The 1,336-nt window shown below is 69.8% G+C and carries 1 protein-coding gene; it reads right to left on the minus strand.

The annotated features are described in order from the left end of the window. Positions 1-208: 208 nt before the first annotated feature. Entirely contained in the window at positions 209-1,060 is an 852-nt protein-coding gene (locus tag FNQ90_RS23415; RefSeq protein ID WP_143624618.1) for a Bax inhibitor-1/YccA family protein, read from the minus strand. Positions 1,061-1,336: the final 276 nt, after the last annotated feature.

Consider the following 1,336-nt stretch of genomic DNA (forward strand, 5'->3'; position numbering starts at 1 on the left):
GGGAGTCGGGGGTCGGGGGAGTCCGGAGGTCGGGAGCACAGCGGGAGCGCGCCCCGGTGAAACCCGGGCCGGCCGGTGAACCGGGGCCGGAAACGCGGCGAGGGCCCGCCCGGAACCGGGCGGGCCCTCGGCCCTCGACTACGCGCGACCCGGGGACACCGCCCCCTCCCCGTGGACCGGGAAGCCGGGCGGACGGGTCGCCCGCGCGTCAATCGCCTTGCAGGATGGCGATCAGCCGCAGGAACTCCAGGTAGATCCACACCAGGGTGAGGGTCAGACCGAAGGCGGCCAGCCAGGACTCCTTCTCCGGCGCGCCATAGGCGACGCCGTCCTCGACCATCTTGAAGTCCAGGGCGAGGAAGCAGGCACCGAGGATGATGCCGATCACACCGAAGAGGATGCCGAGGCCACCGGAACGCAGGCCCAGACCGTCACCGCCGCCGATCAGGGCGACGATCAGGTTGACGGCCATCAGCAGCACGAAGCCGACCGCGGCGGCCATCACGAACTTGGTGAAGCGCGCGTTGACCTTGATGATGCGCTGCTTGTACATGAACAGCACACCGGCGAAGACCGCCATGGTTCCCAGCACGGCCTGCATGGCGGCGCCGGGGGCCCACTGGTTGATCATGTTGCTGATCGCGCCGAGGAACAGACCCTCGACGGCGGCGTAGGCCAGGATCAGCGGCGGGGAGGGCTCGCGCTTGAAGGACTGCCACAGCGCCAGGCCCATACCGACCAGGGCGCAGATGAAGCCGATGCCCATCGGCAGGTCGGTGATCCACGCCACGGCGGCGAAGGCCACCACGGTGCCCAGGGTCAGGGCGGTCCGGGAGACGACGCTGTCGATCGTCATGACCCCGGTGGCGCCGGCGGGAGCGACCGGCTGACCCGTGTTCGGGTCCAGGGTCTGCGCGTAGGGGTTGGTGGGCTGCGCGTACGGGTTGCTCGGCTGCGCGTAGGGATTCCCGGTCTGCGCCTGCGGGCCGGCGTTGAAGCCGGCGTACCCGCCGCCCTGACTGAACCCCCGACGCGTGAAGACCGGGTTACTGCTCCTCATCTCACTCCTCCATGGCCGCTGACGGTACGACCTAGCGTCCAGAGTAATACTTTGGCAAAGACAGAACGGTAGTCCACCCCGTAGAACGCGGAAAGGGCCGTAACCGTTCCGTCACGTCGGTCACGGTTGGGCCTCGCCCCCTCCCGGGCCGCTCCGACAAGGGATTCCGTCCGGTGCGCACCATCGTCCCGCCCCGTTCTTCCCCCGTCCGGGCCGCGGTCACCCGTGTGACCCCCGCCTCACCCGACCGGGGGAAGCGGGACACCCCGAACCCCC

It is taken from the genome of Streptomyces alkaliphilus (genome assembly GCF_014141535.1).
In the GTDB taxonomy this organism is placed as follows: Bacteria; Actinomycetota; Actinomycetes; order Streptomycetales; family Streptomycetaceae; genus Streptomyces; species Streptomyces alkaliphilus.

Coding starts and splice junctions, on each gene's coding strand:
- FNQ90_RS23415 (WP_143624618.1), bottom strand. CDS start 1,060: ATGAGGAGCAGTAACCCGGTCTTCACGCGTCGGGGGTTCAGTCAGGGC.